This is a genomic window from Paenibacillus sp. NPDC057967 (assembly GCF_042887015.1).
Classification (GTDB): domain Bacteria; phylum Bacillota; class Bacilli; order Paenibacillales; family Paenibacillaceae; genus Pristimantibacillus.
Genome location: NZ_JBHVQB010000002.1, coordinates 198,851 through 215,778, shown reverse-complemented (window position 1 = coordinate 215,778; position 16,928 = coordinate 198,851). Strand labels below are relative to the sequence as shown.

Here is a 16,928-nt window from a genome sequence, read left to right as displayed (position 1 = left end):
ATTGGCGGTCGCCCGCAGCCGTCAGCGTGACCTCTTTGCCCGTCGCTACGCTGCTTGGGCTTGCGCTGACACTGTTGTTGTCGGCTTTCGCTTCCGTCGGCGGTTCCGGTGCGGCTGTCACTGTCACCGTTGCTGTCTTCGTATCTGTCGCTCCGCTAACATCGCTCCACGCCGTACCATTCCATGTTTGCTTCTGGAATGTAGCGGTGACCGTATAGTTTCCAGCGGCCAACGGTGTGTAAGCAGCCGTGTACTTGCCGTTATTGTCCTTCGTGAACGTGCCCGTCTTGCCGCTCTCTGTCGAGCTCCAGCTTACTGGCACGTAACGCTCGTCACCGACCAACGTGCCGTCCGCCGATTGGCGGTCGCCCGCAGCCGTCAGCGTGACCTCTTTGCCCGTCGCTACGCTGCTTGGGCTTGCGCTGACACTGTTGTTGTCGGCTTTCGCTTCCGTTGGTTCAGGTGCGGCTATTACCGTCACCGTTGTCGTCTTCGTATCCGTCTCATCGCCATCCGGTACCCACACCGTACCATCCCAAGATTGTCTCTGGAATAGCGCTGTGATCGTATAGCTTCCAGCTGCCGATGTCAGATAATCGGATGTGTAGTCTCCATTATTATTCTTCGTGAACGTCCCCATCTTACCGCTCTCTGTCGAAGTCCAGCTTACCGGCAAATAGCGCTCATAACCGCTAAATGCGCCTTCCGCCGATTGCCGGTCACCTACAGCCGTCAGAGTGACCGTCGCGCCTGACGTCACACTGCTCGGATTCGCGCTAACACTGTTGTTGCCAGCGTTCGCATCCGGCAATTCTGGTGCGGCCGTTACCGTCACTGTAGTCGTCTTCGTATCCGTCGCTCCACTCACATCGTTCCACGACGTACCGTCCCACGCTTGCATCTGGAATGTCGCCGTAACCGAGTAGGTGCCCGCAGTCACAGGCGTATAATCGGAAGTATAAATGGCATCATCGCCTTTGGCGAACAGTCCTGCCTTGCCGCTCTCCGTCGAGCTCCAGCTTACCGGAACATAACGCTCGTCACCCGCCAATACGCCGTCCGCCGATTGGCGATCGCCTTCAGCCGTCAGTGTGACCTCCGTCCCCGCCGTTACGCTGCTCGGGTTCGCACTGACACTATTGTTGCCAGAGCTGGCTTCCGTCGGTTCCGTCGGGAGCGTTACCGTCACCGTTGTCGTTTTTGTATCTTTTCCGTAATCGTACCATGTGCCTTCAAAAAGCATGTGCTTTTGGAAGGTTGCTGTTACAAGATAACTGCCCGTCGCCGAAGGCGTGTAGTCAGACGTATAGTTACCGTTACTGTCCTTAGTGAATGTTCCCGACTTCCCGCTCTCCTCCGATGTCCAGCTAACTGGTATATACCGATCATCGTTGGTGTTCCCGGTAGTTGCCTCCTGGCGGTCGCCTTCGGCCGTGAGCGTCACTGATCCTCCTAACGAAACTTCGCTCGGACTGGCTGTCAAGCTGTTTTTGTCAGAGTCTGCAAATTGTGGTGGAGGTCTAGTTACTATCAATCTCGGAAGGGGCGACGTTGTCAAGGATGCCTCAATTTCATTGTTCCAAATACCGCCGTGAAACCTTTGCAGCATAAATTTAACATCTATGTCAAAATGCCCTTGATATGTGGGAGTATACTGGGCGGTGTAGCGGCCATCTTCGCCAAGTATGAAGGAACCTGTCTTCCCGGGCTCAGTGGACGTCCATGTCGTTGGTATATAGCGTGTGTCCCAATAATAGTACGTACTGCCCGGAGGACTGTCTCCTTCCGCTGTCAGAGTAACCGTCTCGCCAATTTCAATAGACTCTGAGCTCAAAGTCAGCTTATTTTTGAACTTATCTGCATTGTAAGATTGAACGGTTACACCCAGAAGCTTAGAGGGATTGCGACCATTCGGACGTGGTTGCCATTCTTTCAAATATCCATTGTACTCCCACTCCTTAAACATAACCGTCACAGTAAAAGTTCCGCTGCTTGAAGGTTTGTACACTGAAGTGTATCTGTCGTCGCTATCCAAAACGAAAGAACCTTCCGGATTACCAGGTTCAGACGATATCCATTTATCCGGAATAAATTTCTGATCAAGATGTGATATTCCTTCTGCGAACTGACGGTCTCCTTCAGCAACTAACGTAAAAGATGAGCCGCTGTTTATTGTCGATGAAGGCTCGACCTCAGCTTTTACTTTTGATACATCGGCTAAAGTCGGCCAATTTGAGACTAGAAAACTGGTTGTTTTCATATCAACATCGCCGGTATCTACCCAGTCGCTGCCGTCCCATTCTTGCTTTTTAAAGTAAAAGTTCAAATCATACATTCCTAAAGTGCTGCCAAGTTGAAAATATAATAAAGCACGATTTTCTAAGTTTGACATGCCGCCATTGTTATCAGTCTCCCAATAATCAAAGACATATCTCTCATCTCCGATCACTTCCGGATCACTGTCTTCTCTATCTCCGACTACACTTCCAGTACTTATCCGCATGTAACCCTGCGGGGAATAGGACTGTACTGAAAAGTCTGGATAAATATTGAGGCTAGGATCCGCCAAGGTCGGTGCTGCCGCAGCCATTGCCCTTTGCCCGCCTAAATCAGGAAAAAGCATAGCCAAAATGAGAAATCCCGCCAAAAATCCTTTTAAAACTCTTATTCTCTTTCGAGTCATCTTTTAGTCTCCTTCGTCGTATATTGTGAACTCGAACTGCCGTCTCTTCTATATCTATCATTGGGATTCGACCCTCAATTGATAGGAATCGACATCATTGTACAACACGAGAATAAACATAGAATAAACAAAAGCATCCTTAGTCCTATATGAAATACATCTTATGCCCTGCTTAATGTCGATTTCTGACAAAAGAAGAGCACTTGGCGGTTCGAGCTAAATAAGGAGTTCCAGACATTTTTAATGTAGACTCTATGACGATGCATAACATCGCAATCGGAAAGAAATGCGATATCCAAAAGCATGTTATATTGGGACTATTCTGATGGAAAGGGAGAGGCGAATGGATGACAAACAATTGACCGCCCAATCAGCGATGGAACGTCTGCAACCGTTCATTGGCAAGTGGAAAACGGAAGGCACGATCCAAGCACCGAATGGAACTTCCGTGAAGTTGGATGCCATCGATACTTACGAGTGGCTTCCGGGAGAGTTCTTCCTTATCCACCATGTGGATGGCCGTATGGGAGAAGACGAAGTGAAAGCAATAGAAATGATCGGTTTTCACGAAGAAGACGGCATGTATGTGACGACGTCATACGACAATCGCGGGGAAGTCGCCAATTACAAGGCACAGCTGCATGAACGCGAATGGACCATAATCGGATCGACCGAACGTTTCCGAGGTAGTTTTGGGGAAGATGGACGGACATTGGCGGGCGTTTGGGAACTTGCGCAAGAAGGTGCCGAGTGGAAAAAGTGGATGAATATTCTGTTGACGAAATACTAAGCGGCTCGCTATTCAAACAGTCTATGGGATACTAGGTCAGATACAAATGCCGCCGTCAACTAATAGATGACAGCGGCATTTCGAATTGCAGCGTATGAAAGTTTTGCCCATAAATGCTTCCGCAGGTCCTGATTTCTTCACGCAAACAAATCGTTGTTAACATCGTTTTCTAAGTTCTAGCTCAAAATGTCCTCCAAGCACATAAACCTTCTACAAGTATTTCGCTCATTGGAGTTTCTTTGATTCCCCAATGCCCAGCAAGCTATCCACGACAAAGTCAAGCTGCTTTTCTAACGAAAAGATATCATTGTAGAAAAACAAGCCAAAGCTCATATCAATAAGCCGCCCTTCCTTCACTGCCGGAATGTTATTCCAAATGGGGTTATCTGATAAATCCGCCATTCCTTCAAAGGCAGAGCGGAACACATAATCACCAGCATACTGAGGCAACACTTCATAGGAGACATCCATGCTAGTTGCATCATTCTTGGAATTGTCTATTTCCTGCTGCACGATCTCAGGTGCTTTCAGCCCCAAATATTGATAAATGATCTGCGACCCCCGTCCATAGCCCATCCCCACCATTACGGCCATAGAACCTTTGTTGCTTTCCATAATTGTGACGGTTTTATCCAAGATACCGGCTTGCTGCAGCTTCTGCTTGCTTAGCTCCACCTTCTCATAAAGGTTATCCATAAGCCCTTTAGCCTGATCTTCTTTGCCAAATATTTCTCCGAGAATTTCCATACGTTCTTCCACGGGCAAGTCATAGGGTATGTAAATAGTAGGGGCAATTTTATTCAGATTGTTGTAAATTTCATCCGTTGTAACAATAATGAGATCTGGGTCAAGGGCAATCACCGCTTCTGGACTCGGTTGGCCATCCCCCAAAGTGGTGATACCATCCAATTCGCTAGCGATTGCAGCATCATCCCCTCCCACCAGAGTAGAGATACCAACGGGCTTTATTCCTAAAGCAAGAAGATCGCCCATCAAATACAGGACAACGACCCGCTGCGGATTAACAGGTACCTCCACCTCTCCTTTTAAGGTGTTCACCATTCTCGTTTGCTGTGTCACAACCTCGGTCCCTGTAGCTTCAGCATTCGATATTGTCCGAGTCGTGTCTGCCGTGCTCGCCGCCGCTCCATTATTCACAGGCGCATTCGATGTACACGCCGATAACAACAACATCAAGCTCATGGCAGCCGCCAATATCATTTCCCTGTTTCTTTTCTTTCCAAACATCAATAACTCCTCATTTCTGCTAGATTCGACTAATTGATTTAGTCTCCTCTCACTGTAATGATATTGGTAATCATTATCAATATCATTAACGTCCATATTCGTTATCATTTTTGTCCGGTACTCATGCGGTGTCATATGATTGTATTTTTTAAACATACGGATTAAATTCAGTCCATCCACAAAACCGCACCCAGCAGCAATTTCCTGAATAGTAGCATTCGTGTATTGCAAATGCCGCTTAGCAGCATCCAACCTTATCTCATTCAAATACTCCTGAATACTTTTATCCTCACGTTTTTTAAAAAGCCTAACTAACTGGCTTCTGCTAATAGGCAGCATTTCAATAAGTTGTTGAATGGACACAGGTTCGCTATAGTGTTGTTCCAAATATTGCTTGACCAAAACAACATAATCAGGCTGGAAATAGAGAGTATCTCCCTTCTCCAGCTCATTGTAAATCTCATAGACAATCTGATACAGAACGATCTTTGAATAAAACTGGTTCAACACGGATTCACGATTCCAGCGGTCTTTCATAATCAAAAACTTCTCCATCAAAAAAATAGGATTCCCTGGTGAAAAGCCATACACTTGGATAAACGGATTTATCTGTTCTAGCAAGCGATACATTTCTCTTTTGTAAAATGGCGGCGTTTCTGCTCTATACAGCACCATGTAAGTGTCGAGACTTTTGCCTGTAGGATGAATCGATAATTCTGTCCCTTTCCCTCCATGAAAAATACCAAACCGATCGGATTGATATAATGTGTGATCCAGTTTTACGTTAGCCGTTCCACCACAGGTATACACCAGCATACTAGTCGGCATCCTGTAATTTTGGATCGGCTTGTCCGGATCTATCAACTTGTAACGAACATCTATTAATGAAATGGATGAGCCTGCCCATAGCCGAACAGCTATATCAATCATTTCTTTTGTAAAGTGGTTAGTGAAATTCATATCCTCTGACATCTACCTTCACTCCTTCAATCCATACCCTAATTGTATGGTAATCTAAATGATAATGATTATCAAATCCGAAGTGATTTTTTCCTAGTCAACTTCTGCTATACAGCCTATCCTTCATCATCCGTAAAGGCATCCTGTGCCATTCTTTCGATTTATTTGGCTTCAAAAAAACACAAAAGCACGAGTTCTAATACGCTCATGCTAATCATAAGTCAGTCAAAAAGAGAACGCCCAATTTAGGACGTTCTCTTTAATATCAAGCATGAAATAGTCTATTTTCTAGTAATAATCCCAAAATTTAAAACCCGTTGCATTTCCGCTCCCAATAAATAAAAAAACCCTCTCGTTCAAGAGAGGGCAATCAATCCGCATTAACTTCAAATTAACCTAAGAATGCAATAGATTGTTTCGTTTTCCTTGCAAATGAAATGGGATTATCGATCGACTCCCAATGGATATACATAATACGCGGGTTCTCAAACAGCCAATGGTTATGGACTGCTGTTACTTTGATCCCATGCTTACGAAGGTTTGACAGCAATTGATTAACTTGACTCTGTAAGAGGGCCGTTTCCCCTAAACAGAGCGCGCGGCCCGAACTGTCCAGCGATTCAAACGAAAACAACTGATAAAAAACGACTGGCGATGTGGTGCGTCTCCCTAATATTTTTGCCTTAAATACTCTATTTCTAGAAACAAAACAAACTGGACCTTTTGTAATTTCATGTTCTGTTCCGCCTAAAATGGTTGAGAATTGGTTGCATAGCCTTCTAAAACGAGGACTTGCTTTCACTTGAGCTGCCACAAGATATCATCCTTTCGTAATATGATGAATATAGTTTCATCGCTAAGCCGCATTAACCCAAGAATGCAATGGATTCCTTGGATTTTTTAGCAAACACAATCGGATTCTCAATGGCTTCCCAGTGCACATACATTAAACGAGGAGTCTCATTCAGCCAGTGGTTGTGAAGCGCCGTCACTTTTATTCCACGTTTACGAAGATTGGACAACAATCGATTAACTTGATTTTGGTGTACAGCCGTCTCGCCCAAACAAAGTGCCCGACCCGACTTATCAAGCGACTCGAACGAAAACATTTGCATTTGAACCAAAGGGGAGCGCGTTCTTTTTCTCAGGATCGTCGCTCTTAAGTTTGTCATTCGCATGACAAAACAAACTGGGCCTTCCTCAACTTCCGATTCACCGCCCAGAATTCTTCCGAATTGGGTACAAAGTCTTTTAAATCGAGGACTAACGCTCGCCTTTGCCGCCATATAAAGCCTCCTCAAATTATTTTTCGGGATAGCTTATGATCAAAGCGGCAAAGGTGTATGGGTAAAACACCACGGTACAAGTATCAGATGTAACTTTAGGCCAATCACGCTATTAGCCCCGTATAGTCCGCGCAGGTCTCCCCCAAAAAGAAAAAGCCGAGCAAAAATCAGGAAAAACCTGAATTTCATCGGCTTTGCAGTAGAGCTATTCTCGGTCTAAACAACTAAATTTATCATACGCTGTTAATGATAACGACAACCGGGAGGGTATATAGTTGAAAAAAGTTAAAGTCCGTCTACGTCCTATTGTTAACAGGATCAATATGCCAACGGTTATAAAAACAACTATCTTTCCAGGGGACTCGGTCGAAAGCATCATTGTTGCAACCCAGGTCGGAGAGATCTTCTACATGAGACACGGAGTGATCGGGACATTTGCAGATATACGTCAACAAGTCTTAAAACTAGGCGGCACCAGTGGCGGATACGACGAACGCGGACTGTTAGGTCTAGCTTTTCATCCCCAGTTTTACTATAACGGTTTGTTCTACCTCCATTACTCAGTAGCTGGAACCCAAGGTCCAGCAGCTTTTTCCGAATCTTTTAAACCTAATCCGTGCGATCCTGGCACTTTAAACCTACAGTGGACAGATAGGGAGCAACAATACGACCATATCGATACCGTCGAAGAATGGATTCTTCCATTGAACGGGCAACCTCAAATGCGGCGTACACTACTCCATATAAGAAGGCCCTTTTTAAATCATAATGGTGTCAACAGCTTAAACTTTTCACCTGAAACAGGAAGACTTGTTTTAACGACCGGAGATGGCGGATCAGCCTATGACCCTTTTAATTTAAGCCAAAATATGATGGAGATCGCAGGTAAAATCATTGAAATTGATGTAGCCATGCATGCATTTACTGAACCTCCGCCCGTCGTTACACGGTTTAATGAGCTGCCCGTGCCTATTCAGGAGACGCTTACGGTCATCGCCAAAGGAGTACGAAATATACCGGGCATTTCCTATCAAAGGTTCAATAATAAGTATGTGAAATACGCAGGAAATGTCGGACAGGAACTGATAGAATCCGTCTTTTCATTCGTTCATTATCAACCGATCCCGGTTACTCAAATTGTTCAAGCTTCTATCATGGGTTCTGAGCTTGACCAAGAGGAATGTATCAACCTTGGGTGGCGAGGGTGGGAAGGCGTTTTGCCTACTTCCGTGCCAAGAGACTGTCCCGCAAACGCGATGTTGAATGAGAAAAACATTGCCTATTACGATGAAGCCTTAAAAACTTCAGTGCTGCGTCTACAGCCTTTAACCAGTTATTATCATGAAGATCCGCGCCCCGACAAGTTTGGAGGAATCGCTCTAACAGGCGTTCAAGCCTATAGCGGGAATGAAATCCCCGATTTAAGGGGGAGTGTCGTGTTTACCGACCTTGCCCGGAAACAAGCAATTTCTCCTGCTAGAGGAGTTTTGGCGTATACCAAGGTCAAAGCGGGTTGCAGTCCAAATGATTACTCTGTGATTGAAACCGATTATAACTTCGGCTCACAAGCTGCTTATTATGTTGGACTAGGAGCCAATCTGAATCAAACTCGGCTATACTTAGGGGTTTATGGCTCTATGAAAGTGGCTGATTCTAACCTGGGCAATGTATTCGAGATTGTTCCATGGGGGTCATAAAGAGTGCTTGTCTAAACTTAAAAAATACCCTCTCGTTCAAGAGAATGGTATTATCCCTTTTGATTCGGTAATGGGTAGAATGACCAACTTAGCGCTTAAGCCTCCAATTTCTGCAAGCGCAAATAATTGCCCACCATAGCCAAACGCCACGGTACTATCATGCCGAACGAAAGCAGGTAGAAAATCGTGCCAATCTGTACGATCGGATTGGACCGTGTCGTTGTTACCTCCATACCCTCCATATTGGAAAGGTGAGTCTAAACAAACAAGGAACCCCTGCCCGTATTTGGGCAGTTGGTTCCTCTTGTATATCATCTCATTTTTACATTCCAAATCATTTTAGTTTCAATCCATGTTTCCGAAAATGAACAGGATTCAGATTTACCTGCTGTCAAAGGTCTACTTCTAATTTCACTTGGGGACAATGCTTGTGTATTTCTTTTAAAAATGCCCCTCTGTCTGCAGGCGAGATTTTTACTTCTCCATTTTTATGGAATATCGTAATGGCGTCCCGCGAGCTTAAAATGCGAAATCCCGTCCATAACTCAACGGATTTTTGCACTTTTATAATCGAAGTGTATGGAATAACGCTTTTTATAAAGGCAGTTCGCACAACCAATGCTTCTTTTTCAAACAGATAACGGATTCCGAAATATATGCCTAAGATTACCGGTATTAGTACTATTCCAAAAAGGGATATAAGAGAATGTACAATTGAAAATTGACCGCTCTCCAAAATCTTGAGTATGGGAAGGACAACAATTGGAGCTAGAATCAATACCATCAACGTCAACAATATGTTATATGAAATATCGCGCTTGCTCTTGAAGATAATAAAAATCACTCCTCTGTAATGAAGCACGTTCAATTATAAACCGGAATTGAAGTAGGCGTTTGGAAAAAGATTGTTATAATCGACCGCCATTTTAAACTTTGTAACTACAGAGCGGTTACAATATTCTTAATAAATATCTCGTTACTCAGGTTACCGCGAGGTTCACCTATACTGTTTACAGCCCCATGAGTCTTCTGTACGGCTGCCGCATAAAAATAAACGGCTCCGCCCACCACGTATACAAGACCAGCCGCAACCTGAGCGACCACACCGGCATAAAATAAAGCTACGAGTCCCACCACTAGACATTGACCAGTTGCCGATCCTGGTTCAAATTCCGCTAGGTCTACCTGCAAGTTCATTTCTTTATAAATAGAGATCAGCAATTCTCCCCCTCTTTCGAAGGCCATTTGAATTTGCAGCGGGTTTTTGGACTCTATTGCACTTTTAAAATACGAGAAAAATTGAGCGTCTTGCGTTTTCACCTTGTTTATTACATCTTTTGCCGCTAACAGCGCCTCAGGCGTATTTGCAGCGGCAAGCAACTCTTTGGAATACAATGTTGGCGAAAGCCTCTTTGCAACCTCACCTTGAGCGAAAAACAACCCTGCAAAAAGCTGCTCACCAGTGAAAATAGCAAGTTTCCCATTTGCTACTGCAGTCGAGTTTCCTTGCAAACTAAAGCCAGTACCAATTACCAGCGCAAGGAAGAAAATCAACATTTTCTTCATGGGTTTATTATCCTTCCTTTTCTTTGATTTATTTTGGCTGTCGATTATAACTATTAATATAAGCTACAATTCACTAGATTGTTCTATGACCGCCACTTTGTTGTTGAATGTAGCCGCTTTCACCCTTTTTCGAAAAAATGAAAAAGTTCGTTCGCTTGGATAAAAGGAAATGATTAGACCAGCGCACATAATAAGCGAGAAGCTGTAAAGTCCCATTATTACGGCAATGCCGATATGTAAAGAAAACCCTGAAAAAAGTAAAAGTAACTTGTATTTCTTATTCGCTATAATTCCCGCGCCCAGCAGTAACTCCAGCACAATAGTTCCCCAGGTAGGAAGAACGACTAATGACGAGTTCAGAATTGGATCAAATATTCTTTTCAAAAATGGGTTTAACCCAAGCATCGGATCATTGAAATAATAATATAGCGCTGTTCCGTCAATCCATTCTGGATTTTTCACTTTTGCAATAGCCGCTTGCATATAAATGATTGACATTTGAATCCTGATTGCAATAAGAAATACACTTGCTATTATTGTGGCTTGGATTTTCAAAGGCCTTTCTGGAACGGTTGCAGGCAACCAGTGCCATCTTCTTCCATCCAATAGAGTTACAGGTATTAGCAACAGTGTAAGAACAACCGCTACTTGTTCCCCGCCATCAAGGGTTACAGCCGTATTCTGGATGGATGATGCGATCCACCAATGTATCACCCCGGTAAATCTGGGACGCCATCCGGAGGCAATTATTAATAATAACAAAATTAAGATCCACTTCATTACATTCAATGAAGAGTAATCGTTCGGAGCCAAACAAAAAAAGCTAATCTTATATAAGGAGCAAGTCGGAAATTCCGCCACTCCGGCAACCGGTTTGAAAAAGGTAGATACTTCATTCATTAACAGAGTAAACATGGTAGATAAGGCAATTAACGATCGAGCCAATCCATAGACATTTGTCCACGGCTTTTTGGCCTTTGCCCAGTCGTATGCAAAATTGTTTAATTTATTGAGCAACTCGATACCACCTTTACATACCTTGACGGCATTTCTTCGGGAGTTAATATGTCAGCCCAAGCCCAAGGGACTACTTCTCTCATAGCTAAAGTGAATTCACCACAAAAGGCCGGATTGGGTGTTGTGTTTTGTATAGTTAAATGGACATCCGCGTTTTTGGTGCAAGTAGCCAAATCTGTCTCGCATACTTCCCACAATCCCTCTGGTACATTTGAATAAAGTAAGCCAAGTTCAATTCCCTGAGTTCTCCCATACCTTTTTAAACCCAAGGCATTACTCCAGGTGTTATTAGGCCAATTAGGCGCGAGTCGATAGGTAGAATCAAGCATAACAATGACTTCATCCCGAGGATTCTTGCTAAAAAAACCCCATCCTTGCGGAAATGCTTTAAACACAGCCGATATTTTCATATTTTCCAATGGGTTTACCGGAAGGGCATTTTGCAAGCCATAAAAGAATAGTGTGATTACCAAAGTAAATGAGCCTATTAGCGTCAATGCATATGAGTAGGAGCTTCTCATCCAAATCCTCCTATATATTAATAAACAAATTCCACTTCATAAAATTCAACACTTTATTTAATTGAAAAATATTTTTACACAAATATAACCTGACAGTTTTTTGAATACGCAAAATCCCTTAACCACACTTTTATTTACATTTTATCCTAAATAACATTTCAATTACCATGTATAATTTTTGCATAAGATATTGATTTTGGCACCGAAAAATTGATTCGTATTTTCCGCAAAACTTTGCGCGCTCGCATTTCATTACTGCTATAAGATCAGATGCCTTGCGGGATAAATGAACCGAGATCGGCGCCTAGCTCCTCAGCCAGCTTCATGTGCAGCGTCCGGTAGGCGCGAAAGAAGTTGCAGATGGCGAGAAGGCGAATATCGTCGTTCGTCGATTTCAGATAACGGTTACTCAAGTTGTTCAAACTTCTATGATGGGTTCTGAGCTTGACCAAGAAGGATTTACCAACTTTGACTGGCGAGGGTGGGAAGGCGTTTTGCCTACTTCCGTGCCAAGAGACTGTCCCGCAAACGCGATGTTGAATGAGAAAAACATTGCCTATTACGATGAAGCCTTAAAAACTTCAGTGCTGCGTCTACAGCCTTTAACCAGTTATTATCATGAAGATCCGCGCCCCGACAAGTTTGGAGGAATCGCTCTAACAGGCGTTCAAGCCTATAGCGGGAATGAAATCCCCGATTTAAGGGGGAGTGTCGTGTTTACCGACCTTGCCCGGAAACAAGCAATTTCTCCTGCTAGAGGAGTTTTGGCGTATACCAAGGTCAAAGCGGGTTGCAGTCCAAATGATTACTCTGTGATTGAAACCGATTATAACTTCGGCTCACAAGCTGCTTATTATGTTGGACTAGGAGCCAATCTGAATCAAACCCGGCTGTATTTAGGGGTTTACGACTCTATGAAAGTGGCTGATTCTAACCTGGGCACTGTATTCGAGATTGTTCCATGGGGGTCATAAAGAGTGCTTATCTGAACTTAAAAAGCCCGGGCAGTGTTTCTGCTCGGGCTTTCGTCCTTTATTTATATTTGATTGGCTACGCCCCATTTGCACATTTCCTCTAATATTGGCATTAAGCTCTTTCCTTTTGGCGTTAAAGAGTATTCAACTTTTGGAGGAATTTGAGGGTATTCTTCTCTATGAATAATTCCAGAGTTCTCTAGTTCGCTTAACTGTGAACTTAGCATTTTGTGAGTGATAGCAGGAATTTTCCGCTTTAGCTCTCCATAACGCAAAATCTTATCGGAAGATAATTCATACATGATTTTCATTCTCCACTTGCCACCGATTAACGATAATGTGAAGTCAAATGGCCTTTGTTTGTTATGCTCCATAATATTATCACTTAAATCCGGCAATACCATTACTCTCCTTCAAGTAAGTATCTATCAAAAAAGTGCATACTAGTTTTATTTGTATTCGAGTTTATAATTTGAGAGGGATTGATAAGTATTTCAGAAGACTTTAATAGTACCATTATAGAATCGACTTATGACTTAATCAATTATAGTTGGAGGGGATGCAGCGTTGTCTACAGAACGAAAACTCACATTTCATACAACTGATTTGAGAGAGGATGAGATGTATAAATTGTTAACTGGCTCTGTGATTCCCAGACCGATTGCATGGGTTTCATCTAAAAGTAAGGATGGTATTTTAAATTTAGCGCCATTCAGCTTTTTTACGGTAGCTTCTAGAAATCCGCCTACTCTATTGATCTCGATAGGACCAGGCGTGAATGAACGAATGGGAAGCATTAAGGATACGTTAACTAATATTCGTGAAGTGAAGAAATATATCATTAATATGGTACCGGAGTCGCTTGGGGAAGCGATGTATCGTTCATCGGCTAATGTAGAACCGGAGAAAAATGAGTTTGAGCTTGCAGGAGTGACTGTCCAGAATGGTAAACTTTTGAATGTGCCAGCAGTGCTAGAAGCGCCGATCTCCATAGAACTTAAGTTAGACCAGATCATTCCTGTCGGTGTAGATCATCTAGTACTTGGAAAAGTTGAATGCGTCCAAATCGATGAAGCATTTTATGCAGGAAACTATAAAATAGCTACTGATAAGTGGAAGCCGCTTGCTAGTCTAGCAGGGGACTTTGCCGGACTAACGCCTTCATTTGCATATGAGTGAAAGGTACATCAATCATTTTGCTAGCAGCGATGGTTCTATTTTGTAGAACTAAAACCTAAAGAAGAGCCTATGCGCTGACAGCACGCACTTAGGCTCTTTCATCTTTAATGGAAGGTAAATGCAGCCCCGTTAAATTACTTCTTTACTAATAACACACAGCACTCCACATGCACCGATTGCCAGTCGGGTTCTCGCTCTGCCATGTTCGAGGACGAGCTTGCAGTGACGGCTAAAGCTTCAATTTCTTAGCAAAAAACTTTAAGGATTTATCAGTACAGGTTATTGATAATTCCGCTAACATCCGTTTTTTTGCATCCTCAATAGACACATAGTCCTGAGTCCCTTTCACCGAGTTTAACCATAAATCCGATGGCTGGTAACACATGCTGCTCCAACCAGAATCACTTTCACTTTGCTTTGCTGCACCAGTGATGACTACATCGCCATAATTTTGAAGTTCAACAAGTGATTTTTCATACTCTTTTTTGTCCTCTTTTGCATTTAACCCTGCTTCTTTCCGTAAATTCCGTGAATCAATGTTTCCATACTCCATCAAGACTTTATAGAGATGAAAAGCCGTTCTGGAAATATGACCATCATTATATCTTTCTTCAACCGTTTTGTTCAATGTAAGAATAGTTTTGAATAAGGGAAATAAATCTTTATGAATAAAACATGCCTTATCACCGAAAAATTTTCCATAAGCTGCAACATCGTCTTGAACGATCATAACACGCCATTGCCAAGGGTCGGTATCGGTTCCTGTGTGCCAATGATCATTTGCCGTCACACCTGTTAGTGACGGGTATTCAGGAACAAAGCCTGAAAAGGGTAGAATCTTATAATTCTCAACCAATTCTACAAATTCCCTATAATTTAAAACTTCCATAGTCTGCAACACCTTTTATTCTATTGGAATTTCGTGATACAACTCGATTAAGTTTCCTGCGGGATCTCTGAAATTAACGCTTCATATCCCATATTGTCTAGAAATCGGCTCCGACATAAAGTTGACTTTTTCCTTCAGTTCAAGAAATGCCTTGTCTACATCATTCACCTGACCTTAATCATTATTACAATTCAGTACTTAACTCATTCGATATATATAGGTTTTTCCCTCTTTTTGGTTTTGTTACAAACCTGCTATACTGTGGATGCTCAAAAGAGATGTTCTATTCGATGCTGCATGCCTTGAGTAAGGAAGAGATATCTCTCGGAGAAGATGTCGTGTTTCTGAAAAATACGAAAAGAGGCTGATCCTCACGGACAACCTCTTTTCTTCATCACAGACCCAAGGGATCGAACCCTCTGAACCTTTGACTGCCAGTCAGGCACTCTCACAGCTGCGCTAAGTCTTCTACTAACTACACTCCAAATACATCGTGACCTTACCATGTTTGAGCATTACTGTCACATCTCAATCTGTTTGTTACGAACCATCAATATTAGGCACTCCACATGTGATGTCTGCGGAAACATATCCACCGGCTGAACCCATTCCAGCATGTATCCGCTATCCAGAAGCACCTTGCAGTCCTTTGCAAGCGTTGAAGGATTGCATGACACATACACGAGCCGTTTCGGCTGCGCTTTCGCAATCGCCTGCAAGAGCGGCAGCTCGCAGCCTGTGCGCGGCGGGTCTACGACGACGACATCCGGGCGGACGCCTTGGGCGACCCATTGCGGGAGCAGCTCTTCGGCACGCCCCTCGAAGAAACGTGCGTTGTCGATGCCGCTTGCACGGGCATTATCCCGCGCATCCCCAACGGCCTCCGGGATAACTTCAATACCGCGTACCTCGCGCGCATCCTTCGCCAGCCACATGCCGATCGTGCCTGTGCCACAGTACGCATCGACGACCATTTCCTTGCCTGTCAGTGCAGCTGCTTCCTTCGCCGCGTCATACAGCTTCACCGTCTGATCCGGATTGAGCTGGAAGAATGCTCGCGGCGACAACGCGAACCTCACATCGCCAAGCGTCTCGTTCAGACGCTCGTCTCCCCATAGCACCGTCGTTCGCTCGCCAAAGATAAGCGGCGACTTGCCTTTATTCACATTCTGCGCGATCGTCTTCACCATCGGCAGCTTCTCGCGAATGCGCTGAACAAGCCTTCTGGCATCAGGGAGGCGGTCCACCGATGTAATCAGGGTCAGCTGAACATGCTCGGAAGCCCGTCCTACCCGTGCCACAATCGTCCGCACCGCTCCCTCACGGGTCCGCTCATTATAGATAGGGATATCCAGCTCGCCAAGTACCGCCTTCGTTCCCTCAATGACTTCATTCACAATAGGGTCCTGCACTTCACAGCCGCTAATATCGACCAATCGATGCGAGCCGGCTGCATACAAGCCGGTCACAATCTCTCCGCCTTGCCGTCCCGCCTGCAGTTGCGCCTTGTTACGATAACCCCAAGGGTTGTCCATGCCCAGAATCGACCGCATGGGAAGCGAAACGATGCCGGCATAGCGCTGGAACGCTTCCCGCACAATCTCTTCCTTAGCCGTAAGCTGCGCCTCGTACGTCATATGCTGAAGCTGGCATCCGCCGCATTCCTCATAAACCGGACATGGGGGCTGCTGGCGATACGGCGACTTCTTCTCAATCTCCGTCACCGAAGCTTGAATATAGCCGCGCTCCGCCTTCGTCACCTGCGCTTTCACCACTTCGCCGGCCAGCGCTCCTTCGATGAAGACCGCCTTCCGCTTGTAATAGCCGACGCCCTCGCCATTAATGCCGATGCGCTTGATCGTAACGACAATACGATCTCCCGCTTTCACCTCTTCGGCAGACGAATGAGCGTTTAGAGAAGGAGCAGATTTTGTTTTGCTGCCGCTATGCCCCTCATGAAACATACGCTTTCCTTTGACTCCCGCATCTTTCCGTTGTCTCTCGCCTCTATTGCGATCCGCTCTCTTGTCTTCCATTCGTGCCATGATGAATTCGCTCCGTTTCCACACTTGGTACATCCACTATACCATAGCGTAACCCCAATCCCAACGGTAGCAT

Annotated in this window: 16 protein-coding genes and 1 pseudogene; 4 read left to right on the top strand and 13 right to left on the bottom strand. The window is 44.4% G+C overall.

Annotated elements, in window-relative coordinates:
* A partial coding sequence (locus ACFVSO_RS05460) for a hypothetical protein (protein ID WP_387470915.1) occupies nt 1-1,936 on the bottom strand: 1,936 nt, incomplete at its 3' end.
* A gap of 1,090 nt (nt 1,937-3,026) precedes the next feature.
* Between ACFVSO_RS05460 and ACFVSO_RS05455 the strand changes: the two genes are divergently transcribed.
* Nucleotides 3,027-3,473 (top strand): DUF1579 family protein, encoded by a 447-nt coding sequence (locus tag ACFVSO_RS05455; RefSeq protein ID WP_387470913.1) that lies wholly within the window; start codon nt 3,027-3,029, stop codon nt 3,471-3,473.
* Nucleotides 3,474-3,698: 225 nt separating this feature from the next.
* Here the strand turns inward: ACFVSO_RS05455 and ACFVSO_RS05450 are convergent, their stop codons facing one another.
* From ACFVSO_RS05450 to ACFVSO_RS05440, 3 genes are all read right to left on the bottom strand, one after another.
* Nucleotides 3,699-5,693, bottom strand: a complete 1,995-nt coding sequence (locus tag ACFVSO_RS05450) for an ABC transporter substrate-binding protein (RefSeq protein ID WP_387470911.1) — start codon at nt 5,691-5,693, stop codon at nt 3,699-3,701.
* A gap of 379 nt (nt 5,694-6,072) precedes the next feature.
* On the bottom strand, nt 6,073-6,495 hold the full coding sequence (locus tag ACFVSO_RS05445; RefSeq protein WP_387470909.1) for a DUF1259 domain-containing protein: 423 nt from the start codon (nt 6,493-6,495) through the stop codon (nt 6,073-6,075).
* 52 nt (nt 6,496-6,547) lie between these two features.
* Nucleotides 6,548-6,967 (bottom strand): DUF1259 domain-containing protein, encoded by a 420-nt coding sequence (locus tag ACFVSO_RS05440; protein WP_387470907.1) that lies wholly within the window; start codon nt 6,965-6,967, stop codon nt 6,548-6,550.
* A 275-nt stretch (nt 6,968-7,242) separates the two neighbouring features.
* On the opposite strand from ACFVSO_RS05440, the gene ACFVSO_RS05435 reads away from it, so the two are divergent.
* Nucleotides 7,243-8,664, top strand: coding sequence for a PQQ-dependent sugar dehydrogenase family protein (locus ACFVSO_RS05435; protein WP_387470905.1), 1,422 nt, complete (start codon nt 7,243-7,245; stop codon nt 8,662-8,664).
* A gap of 95 nt (nt 8,665-8,759) precedes the next feature.
* On the opposite strand, the gene ACFVSO_RS05430 is transcribed toward ACFVSO_RS05435, so the two are convergent.
* The 6 genes from ACFVSO_RS05430 to ACFVSO_RS05405 all read right to left on the bottom strand — a co-directional run bounded on the left by ACFVSO_RS05430 (nt 8,760) and on the right by ACFVSO_RS05405 (nt 12,181).
* Nucleotides 8,760-8,897, bottom strand: coding sequence for a CcdC protein domain-containing protein (locus ACFVSO_RS05430; RefSeq protein ID WP_387470903.1), 138 nt, complete (start codon nt 8,895-8,897; stop codon nt 8,760-8,762).
* 158 nt (nt 8,898-9,055) lie between these two features.
* Nucleotides 9,056-9,448 (bottom strand): PH domain-containing protein, encoded by a 393-nt coding sequence (locus ACFVSO_RS05425; RefSeq protein ID WP_387471646.1) that lies wholly within the window; start codon nt 9,446-9,448, stop codon nt 9,056-9,058.
* A gap of 155 nt (nt 9,449-9,603) precedes the next feature.
* Nucleotides 9,604-10,230, bottom strand: a complete 627-nt coding sequence (locus tag ACFVSO_RS05420) for a sporulation delaying protein family toxin (protein WP_387470901.1) — start codon at nt 10,228-10,230, stop codon at nt 9,604-9,606.
* 63 nt (nt 10,231-10,293) lie between these two features.
* Nucleotides 10,294-11,247: a sporulation-delaying protein SdpB family protein gene (locus tag ACFVSO_RS05415; protein WP_387470899.1), complete on the bottom strand. Its 954-nt coding sequence runs from the start codon at nt 11,245-11,247 to the stop codon at nt 10,294-10,296.
* Entirely contained in the window at nt 11,232-11,768 is a 537-nt protein-coding gene (locus ACFVSO_RS05410) for an SdpA family antimicrobial peptide system protein (protein WP_387470897.1), read from the bottom strand. The genes ACFVSO_RS05415 and ACFVSO_RS05410 overlap by 16 nt, the downstream gene beginning before the upstream one ends.
* A 266-nt stretch (nt 11,769-12,034) precedes the next feature.
* Entirely contained in the window at nt 12,035-12,181 is a 147-nt protein-coding gene (locus ACFVSO_RS05405) for a hypothetical protein (protein ID WP_387471689.1), read from the bottom strand.
* Between ACFVSO_RS05405 and ACFVSO_RS05400 the strand changes: the two are divergent.
* Nucleotides 12,167-12,742: pseudogene (locus ACFVSO_RS05400) on the top strand (PQQ-dependent sugar dehydrogenase); the annotation flags it as partial. The gene ACFVSO_RS05405 and the pseudogene ACFVSO_RS05400 sit on opposite strands and share 15 nt — an antisense overlap.
* 62 nt (nt 12,743-12,804) lie before the next feature.
* On the opposite strand, the gene ACFVSO_RS05395 reads toward ACFVSO_RS05400, so the two are convergent.
* Nucleotides 12,805-13,116 carry a winged helix-turn-helix transcriptional regulator gene (locus tag ACFVSO_RS05395; RefSeq protein WP_387471644.1) on the bottom strand — a complete coding sequence of 104 codons (312 nt, stop codon included), beginning with the start codon at nt 13,114-13,116 and terminating at the stop codon, nt 12,805-12,807.
* A gap of 193 nt (nt 13,117-13,309) precedes the next feature.
* Between ACFVSO_RS05395 and ACFVSO_RS05390 the strand changes: the two genes are divergently transcribed.
* Nucleotides 13,310-13,921: a flavin reductase family protein gene (locus tag ACFVSO_RS05390; RefSeq protein ID WP_387470895.1), complete on the top strand. Its 612-nt coding sequence runs from the start codon at nt 13,310-13,312 to the stop codon at nt 13,919-13,921.
* Nucleotides 13,922-14,150: 229 nt separating this feature from the next.
* Here the strand turns inward: ACFVSO_RS05390 and ACFVSO_RS05385 are convergent, their stop codons facing one another.
* Both ACFVSO_RS05385 and rlmD read right to left on the bottom strand, forming a co-directional pair.
* Nucleotides 14,151-14,810: an AlkZ-related protein gene (locus tag ACFVSO_RS05385; protein ID WP_387470893.1), complete on the bottom strand. Its 660-nt coding sequence runs from the start codon at nt 14,808-14,810 to the stop codon at nt 14,151-14,153.
* A gap of 521 nt (nt 14,811-15,331) precedes the next feature.
* Nucleotides 15,332-16,855 carry a 23S rRNA (uracil(1939)-C(5))-methyltransferase RlmD gene (rlmD, locus tag ACFVSO_RS05380; protein WP_387470891.1) on the bottom strand — a complete coding sequence of 508 codons (1,524 nt, stop codon included), beginning with the start codon at nt 16,853-16,855 and terminating at the stop codon, nt 15,332-15,334.
* Nucleotides 16,856-16,928 lie beyond the last annotated feature (73 nt).